This is a genomic window from Haemophilus parahaemolyticus (genome assembly GCF_002015035.1).
Taxonomy (GTDB): domain Bacteria; phylum Pseudomonadota; class Gammaproteobacteria; order Enterobacterales; family Pasteurellaceae; genus Haemophilus_A; species Haemophilus_A parahaemolyticus.
Map to the genome: position 1 here is coordinate 22,487 of NZ_MUXY01000010.1, position 8,236 is coordinate 30,722.

Below are 8,236 nucleotides of genomic sequence, written 5' to 3' on the forward strand. Positions count from 1 at the left end.
TATGTATTTTTGTCTAAATAAGTACGGTCAATTTCTTGATAATCTTTACCAATTCAGTTGTGCTTCTTGGCAGCAGGAGTGCCGATTTAGCCGCTTGTATTTTTAGCCTTTCGGCTTACTCACCATTATCTCAATCACTTGGCGATCCGTATATTGCATACTTCGACTGGCAATGGCACAGAGGTTGTTGATTGAACGGTCGATTTGGTGTTCAACAATCCCTTCATTGCCTGTGACTTGCGTATTATCTAATGCCATTAAAATCGATTTATAGCTACAAGTTACGCTGGTAGAAACCTTCATTGCACAACTGTTTGCCGCACCGTCGCAGATGATGCCGCTGATGTCGCCAATCATACTGCTGATAGCCATACTAATCGCATCGAAACTCTCGGTTAGCAACCATGCTACACCTGCGCAACTGCCCATTGCCGCAGTGGTTACCGCACAAAGAGCTGAGAGTTTAGGCAGTTTGCTGTGAATATAAATCGCCATTAAATGCGACAGAAACAAGGCACGGATGAGTTGTTCTTCACTCGCGTTGATATGGCGAGCGACCACTACCACTGGCATCGTGGCAGTAATGCCTTGATTGCCTGAGCCTGAATTACTCATTGCAGGTAAATTAGCCCCGCCCATTCGAGCATCGCTCGCTGCTGTAGTTTCAATCACAATGCGGTTAAGCAAATCATCACTAATCAACCCTCGCCCAATTTGCTTTTGTAAGGTTCGTCCAATATGTAATCCGTAATCAACTCGCAAACCTTCTTGCGAAAGGGCAGAATTCAGTTCTGCCGCTTTTTGGATAAAACGGATTTTGTCTAACTCCACACCCATTGAGAAATCAAACATATCTTTGGCGGTCAGTTCTGAAAAAACACACGGTGCATTACCGCTATCGACCAAACAAGGCACAGAGAAAAGTACCTCGCCATTTTTCTCAATATAAATTACATTGGTATGATGGGCGGCAATGCGAACTGTTACGCTATCATTGGCTGCAAATAGCGTTGCTTCAGAATATAAAATATGCTCAGTATCAGAAATAGTGACATTAACCAGATTTTGGTTGATCATCGCTTTCGCAAGTGCAACTTGTTCTGTTGAAATCGCTTTTAATACCTCTAAACCTGCCTGATGATCACCTCCAATGGCGCCTATTGCTGCTGCCATTGGGAGCCCAACCGTGCCCGTATTTGGCACGGTAACGCCCATTCCATTTTTCATTAAGTTTGATGACACTTTCGCTTCAATACGTTCAGGCAATTTGCCTAAATAATGGCAAGCAGTTGCAGAGGCAAGTGCTAAAGAAATGGGTTCAGTACAACCCAATGCGGGTACAACTTCTTCTTGTACAATGCGTAAAATATTTTGTTCAATGGTCGGGTCAAAGGTTCTCATCGTTTTCTCTTGCTTATAAAACACACAACTAAAAATTTTAAATGAACTTCGTTTAGCTAAACAGGTCTTATTGTACAGTTTTTTTCATTATGATTAACCCTCATTTCCCCATTTAAGGACAAAAAATGAAACCATTAAAAGCACTATTAGCCCTTGCTGTCGCAATGACTGCAACCTCTTCTTTTGCTGAAACAGCAAACCCACTTGCCACTTTTAAACAAGAGGCAAAAACCGCGATTAACAATGAACTTTCTTCAGCAAAAAAAACAGTCACCCAAACTGAATCTTCAGCAGCAACCGATATGAGCAAAATGAAAAATGCGGTTGTAGAAAAAGCAAAATCGGAAGTCAAAGCGGTCAAGAACGATGCAAAAACAGCACGCGAAACGTTAAATTCAGTAAAAACAGAAGCAACAGAAAAAGTGGATGCTGCCAAATCCGCGACGAAAAATGCCGTAGCAAAAGCAGAAAAAGTAGCAAAAATTAATATCAACAAAGCAGATGCCGCAACGTTACAAAAATTAAGCGGCATTGGTGAAGCAAAAGCCAAAGCGATTGTTGAATACCGTAACAAAGTGGGCAAAATCAAAAATGCGGCAGAATTAAGCAAAATCTCAGGCATTGGTGATGCAACCATTGAGAAAATCAGCCCATATTTAACGTTCTAACCTTATTCCAAATACGATAAAGACCTCACAAGCGGTACATTTTTTGCGGAGATTTGCAAAATTTATACCGCTTTTTTCATAGGTTAATCATCTAGTGAGCATTACTGCCAATGCTTTTGCCCCTTTGAAATCAACTTTACCAGCTCCCAACAATGGAATTTCATCAACCAACAGAACTCGGCTTGGCAACATAATTGGTGGCACGTTGAGTGATTTAATTCGCGCATTGATTTCCTCTAAACTTAGTGCCGATTTCACCAACAAGACAATTTTCTCGCCTTTTTTATCATCTTCCACCGCAACCGCGACAAATTGATGTTCATCATTTAGCACTTGAGCGATATTTTCTTCAACCGAGCCAAGACTAATCATTTCACCACCTATTTTGGCAAAGCGGGAATAGCGGTCGACAATGGTCACAAAGCCATTTTCATCAATATGCCCTTTATCGCCCGTTTTGTAATAACGCACGCCATCCAGCTCGGCAATCACCTCTGCCGTTTTTTCTGGATCATTCAAGTAACCTTTCATTACCTGACCGCCACCAATCAGAATTAAGCCATCTTCACCCACAGGCAATTCTCCCAGCGTATTTAGATCGACAATTTTTATGATCGTACCTGGTAATGACATACCCACAGAGCCCACTTTATTGAAGCTAAACTCTTTTAACGTATCTGGGTCGAGAATATTTGGCATATTCACGCTTGCCACTGGGGTGGTTTCGGTTGCACCATACCCTTCGTAGATCTCTAAACCAAATTTCAATCGGAACGCTTCTTTCACATCTGGTTTGAGTTTTTCCGCTCCTGCAATCACCATTCGCACACTTTGCAACATCAACGGATGAAGTTTTTTGTTACGCGTATATAAGCGGAAGAAAGTTGATGTGCCAAACAGGATGCTGACGTTATGTCTTGCACACATTTTACCCACTTCTGCCCCATCGGTCGGGTCAGCAACGCTTACCATTTTAATCCCTTCGCAAAGTGGCAATAAGGTTGTAACCGTTAAGCCGAAAGAGTGGAAAATTGGCAATGAATTTAAAATCACATCCTCTTTGTGGAAATTGAGCAATTCACTTACTTGTTTGATGTTGGTGAGTAAATTTTTATGACTAATTTCAATGCCTTTCGGGTCGCCTTCACTGCCACTACTAAATAAGATTACTGCGGTATCACTTAATTGAATTTCTGCAAAGTACATCAATTTAATCCACCACACTGGTACAAGTAATGCCGTGAGCATCGCTTTCACTTTTTCGCCTTTGGTAAATTGTTTTGCAATTTCGTCCGCTTGTAATAACTTGCCTGCCAACACTTCATCGAAACAGAAGCCTTTTGCATTTAGTTTGTTGAGGAATTTCTCGGCTGAAATCACATGCTCAATTTCAGCTTTGGCAAGTGCTTTTGCCATCACCTCAGGGCTTAGCGTATAGTTTAGGTTTACAGACACCTTGCCGATAATCATCAACGCCATATTCACAATTGCTCCAATCGCGGAGCTTGGTAACAACACGCCCACGTTTTTCGCATCACCAAGTTGTGTTTTCAACGCCTTACTCATCAATAACACTGCAGTAATGAATTTCAAGTTGTTGAGTTTCATACCTTGACTATCTACCACGCACTCTTTAAATAAATTTGCTTTTGCGTTATTAAGCCAGTGATGCGTAAGCGGTTTGCGTTTCTGCATCACTTTTTCCCACACAGAATAAGAGAGCTCCAGCACTTTTTGTTTCATCGCAGTTGCATCAATAAAGCCGTGAATTGGCTTACCGAATGCCACCAAGATTTCACGTTTGCCTTGGCGTTTGGTTAAGTTTTTGTAGAAGCTATTCGCACGTGAGAAACTGCTGCCCCATAAGCCACGTAAATAGAATGGCACGGTGGTCACATTTTCCAAATCTTTTAACACGTGCTCAAAACCTTTTTTGAACTCATTGATTTGACCGTTATAGCTAATATGACCTTCAGGGAACAACGCTACTACTTCACCGTTTTGAAGATATTTACGAATAGTTTCAATCGACTCACGGCTTGAACCAGCCCCAATTGGAATGACTTTAAAAATGCGTAAGAACCAAGTGAGATACCATTTGTTGTAAATCGGACGGAACATCACAAATTTAATCGCACGTGGGCTTGCGGCTTGTAACACGAGCCAGTCGATCCAGCTGATATGGTTTCCTAGCAATAACACGCCACCACTTTGCGGTAAGTTTTTCAACCCTTCCACGTGGAAACGGTAGTTTGTTTTCAACAACGGTAATAACAACAAGCGGGTGAATAAGTGCGGAAGTTGCCACATTGCATAGAAACTGCCTAGCAAGCAAACCACCGATACGGTTAAGAATAAACCTGTGATTGAAACGCTAAACTCTACAAATAGAATGCTAAGCAGCAAGAAGCCAACCATAAAGACATTTTGCACAAAGTTGTTGCCCGCCATAATTTTGCCGCTGATTTTTTCAGGGGCAAAATATTGGATGGTTGCATTTAACGGCACGATAAATAATCCACCGAAGAAACCAAATCCAAAAGAGCAAAGCATTAACATTGCGTTGTTTTGCACAAGCGTTAGGCAAAAAAGCGAAACGAAAATCCCTAATGCTCCAACGGGTACAATCCCAAGCTCAATGTGTAATTTTGATGCCTTGCCCGCAAGGTATGATCCCACGATTAAACCTAAACCGCTTACCGCAAGGATGGCTTGGATGATAACCGCATTATCTGCGTTAAACTGCGCTTTATAGTGTGCCGGGAAAGCCGCCACAATTACTTGCGATACGCCCCAGAACAAGCTTAACCCAATCACACTTAACCAGATATTTTTATCTGAACGCAAGGTGCGGATATTATCGCGTAAGTAGCCTAGCGAAAGGTATTTCGACATTGCAAATTTTTCTTCATTTTCGACCGCTTGTTGGCTGAAGAAAGGAATTTTGAAAGCAAAGAATGCTTCTAATGCACTAAATGCAACCAAAGCAACACCAATCCACCACACACTTTGCAGCACAGTATTCGGCTCACTTGAAGCAACATAATGGCTTTCAAATAAAATCGAGAATGCAAAAGAGCTAAACAAAATTGCCACAATGGTCAACGCTTGAATAACCCCATTCGCAAAACCAATGTTTTCCGTGCCTACAATTGATTTAACAATGCTGTATTTTGCAGGCGAATAAACTGCACTTTGTGCTGCAAGCACAAGAGTTAACGCAAAAGCAAGATAAAACTGCCCGATGAGATAACTCACTAAAATAGCCCCGCTAATACCAACGGCTACAAGGCTACTCCAACGGATCACTTTGGTTCGGCAGAATTTATCGTTAATAAAGGCAGATGGCGAGAAAAGGAAGATAAACGGCAATAAAATCATTGCGTTGATTAGTGCAGTTAACATCACCAAAGTGTTACCCTCAAAACTTTTGAGTAGCACATTTTGGATAGTGATTTTATGGGCAAGATCAACACTTGCATTTAAAAAGGCAATGGCTAAATAGGGCAAAAAGCCCGCGTGTTTTAAGAGTTTCATAATTGAATCTCCTGTTGATAAACCGCTAAGGTTTTCATATTAAGAAGGTAAGGTTTTACCACCAGCAATAAATCAAAAAGGTGTTTTAATCTTTCATCTTTTTGCTCATTTTCTTTAATGGCAGAAATTGTGAGATCAACTTCTTGCGGAGCTAATGTTTTTGCTGCTTGCAAGTAGCTATTTAACATCGCACGTTCCGCTTCATTACAACGGTAAATAATCGCTAAAATTTCTCGCTCTTTGCCCGTAAAAATGCCATTACGAGGGTTTAACAAGCCTTCATCTACCATTTGGTTTAAAACCTGTTCAGAAATCCCAAACTCTTGGCAAAGTGCTTCGGGCGAGAAGGTTTCGTTTTCTGCGCCCATAATAATGCCAATCAATGAAATCAAGCTCTCATAAGGGTTTTGCCAATCAAATTCAGAATGGGCAAACAAATCTTTGATTTGTGAAATAGAAGCATTAAAGTTAGTTTGCAGATATTTGATAAATGCCAACAATGACACACATCGTTCATCATAAAGATGAAAGTTCGGCTTATCTTTTACAGGTTCAGGCAACAACCCCTCTTTAACATAATAAAGAATGGTGGATTTCGGCGTTTGGCTGAACTTCACCAAATCATTCATTTTGAGCATAAAAACTCCTTTTCATAAAATCGTATTGATTAAATTGGCTGCTATTTTAATCTCCTTAAAATAAAAGTAAAGAGTAACACTTTACACATTTAGTAAAATTTGCAAATTTATTTTGAAATTAAATCGCTTTTTTCTTGCTTTGCCTTGTATTCACCAAATTCAGCCCCATAACTGCCAAGTCTTAACTTAAATAGAAGGAATAAAAAAATGGCATTAGATTTCAACTCAGTGAAATTCGACAGCGTAGAAGCAAAAGGCGGCTACGGTATCGGTTTACAAATCGGTCAGCAACTTTTAGGTAGCGGAATGGACGTAGATGCAGAAGCGGTCGCACGGGGTATCTACGATGTGTTAAATCAAAACCCACCTGCATTAGATTTAAACGAAGTGACGCAAGCACTTCAAACATTAAGCCAACGTGCTGAAGAAGCCCAAATGGCAGCATTCAAAGCATTAGATGAAGAGAATAAAGCGTTCTTAGAAGAGAACAAAAAAGCAGCAGGCGTGAACACCACTGAAAGCGGTTTACAATACGAAGTATTAAGCGAAGGCACAGGCGAAACACCAAAAGCAGACAGCACCGTTCGTGTTCACTACACAGGTTCTTTAATTGACGGTACGGTTTTCGACAGCTCAGTAAAACGCGGCACACCAGCTGAATTCCCAGTAAACGGCGTGATCAAAGGTTGGACTGAAGCATTACAAATGATGCCAGTTGGCTCAAAATGGCGTTTAACTATCCCTCACGAATTAGCTTATGGCGAACGAGGTGCAGGTGCATCAATTCCTCCATTTGCAACATTAGTGTTTGAAGTAGAATTATTGGATATTCTTTAATTTCTCCATAACTCACAAAGAAAGGCGAACACCGTGTTCGCCTTATTTTTTACTTCCTCGACCCAAGATACACACGCCATCAAGGTTGTGAGCCAGTTCTGGGCTGGCAATCAACACCACACCAATCACCGCCAACACAAGGCTGAATAGCTATATTTTGCTCTGTTTTTCCGCAAAGAAAAAGTAACCAATGCCCGCCAAAAAGAAAATCTGCAAGCTGTTCAGCAACGTAGAAATTCCTGACCCCACCGCATAAATACTTTCGTACCAAAAGGCAAGAAAAATGCCTGATAACGCGACAAACTAAAAATAACGATTATAGCACTTTTAACTGCTTACCCATTTTTTCAAACAACTGCTGAATCGTCTCCGCCCGACGCCCTAGCACACGCACCATCAAGCCACTTTCATTCAGCTGGGAAATGCCTATCAGTAGATCTTTTTCTTCCGCATTTTGTTGCTGCAAGGCTTGCACTTGTTGTTTGATTTCCGCATTATTTTTCGCTAAATTTAGATAAGTCAGCGAACCTTGGTGGAAGTAATTTTCCATCTGGCTCAAAGCGCTGAGGTTCATTTTCGATGGCAGCCATTGAATACAATCACTGACAAGCGGTCGTTTTTTGCCATCGTTTTGCACAGCATAAATCTTCAAATGGGAGGAAAACTGACGAAAGGCAAAACGTTCATCATTCAACACCCGACCAATCGCTACGATTTCACCGTAAATCAGCTCGCTTTGTTCGCCCATTTCAATCTGGGTTTGCTGCTTAAAAACGGAATCTTTATGCAACACCAGTGGATGCGGCAAATAGAACAAACGGCTGTTTTCCGCAAGCGAAATATGGGTTGTCTGCATCGCACTCTCGCCTTCATTCATCGCCTGCACTCGAGTAAATGCCTGCGTATTGAGCGAAAGAGCGGTCAATTTTGCCAATGAAATGTCAATCTCTAACACATCGCCCGCCAGCACTCCCGGAGAGGATGACATCTGCATCGCATTCAAGCCATTAACCCACGCATCATCGTAACTTGGCAACGTTATCACTTTAAACGGTGGCGTCGCAAAGTACTCGGCAAGCTGGGTTTTGCCGCTTTGGGAAAGTTTGGTGGAAAGGGATAATTTGCTGTTCATAGATTTTGTAGATACTGTCTCCC

At 41.5% G+C, this 8,236-nt stretch carries 6 protein-coding genes and 1 pseudogene; 2 read left to right on the forward strand and 5 right to left on the reverse strand.

Annotation, left to right across the window (positions count from 1 at the left end; translation table 11 throughout):
• Nucleotides 1-102 precede the first annotated feature (102 nt).
• Nucleotides 103-1,401 carry an L-cysteine desulfidase family protein gene (locus tag B0185_RS07035; RefSeq protein WP_005706503.1) on the reverse strand — a complete coding sequence of 433 codons (1,299 nt, stop codon included), beginning with the start codon at nucleotides 1,399-1,401 and terminating at the stop codon, nucleotides 103-105.
• Nucleotides 1,402-1,526: 125 nt separating this feature from the next.
• On the opposite strand from B0185_RS07035, the gene B0185_RS07040 reads away from it, so the two are divergent.
• Nucleotides 1,527-2,069, forward strand: coding sequence for a ComEA family DNA-binding protein (locus B0185_RS07040; protein ID WP_005706489.1), 543 nt, complete (start codon nucleotides 1,527-1,529; stop codon nucleotides 2,067-2,069).
• Between the two features lie 87 nt (nucleotides 2,070-2,156).
• On the opposite strand, the gene B0185_RS07045 is transcribed toward B0185_RS07040, so the two are convergent.
• On the reverse strand, nucleotides 2,157-5,606 hold the full coding sequence (locus B0185_RS07045; RefSeq protein ID WP_005706473.1) for an acyl-[ACP]--phospholipid O-acyltransferase: 3,450 nt from the start codon (nucleotides 5,604-5,606) through the stop codon (nucleotides 2,157-2,159).
• Entirely contained in the window at nucleotides 5,603-6,244 is a 642-nt protein-coding gene (locus B0185_RS07050; RefSeq protein ID WP_005706502.1) for a MerR family transcriptional regulator, read from the reverse strand. Before B0185_RS07050 ends, B0185_RS07045 begins: the two co-directional genes overlap by 4 nt.
• 207 nt (nucleotides 6,245-6,451) lie before the next feature.
• On the opposite strand from B0185_RS07050, the gene bamJ reads away from it, so the two are divergent.
• On the forward strand, nucleotides 6,452-7,081 hold the full coding sequence (bamJ, locus tag B0185_RS07055) for a BamJ family beta-barrel-assembly machinery protein (protein WP_005706504.1): 630 nt from the start codon (nucleotides 6,452-6,454) through the stop codon (nucleotides 7,079-7,081).
• 78 nt (nucleotides 7,082-7,159) lie between these two features.
• Here bamJ and B0185_RS10355 read toward each other — a convergent pair.
• Together B0185_RS10355 and B0185_RS07065 are read right to left on the reverse strand one after the other, a co-directional pair.
• A pseudogene (locus B0185_RS10355) lies at nucleotides 7,160-7,384 on the reverse strand (DMT family transporter); the annotation flags it as partial.
• Between the two features lie 13 nt (nucleotides 7,385-7,397).
• Nucleotides 7,398-8,213, reverse strand: a complete 816-nt coding sequence (locus B0185_RS07065; protein WP_005706507.1) for an urease accessory protein UreD — start codon at nucleotides 8,211-8,213, stop codon at nucleotides 7,398-7,400.
• Nucleotides 8,214-8,236 lie beyond the last annotated feature (23 nt).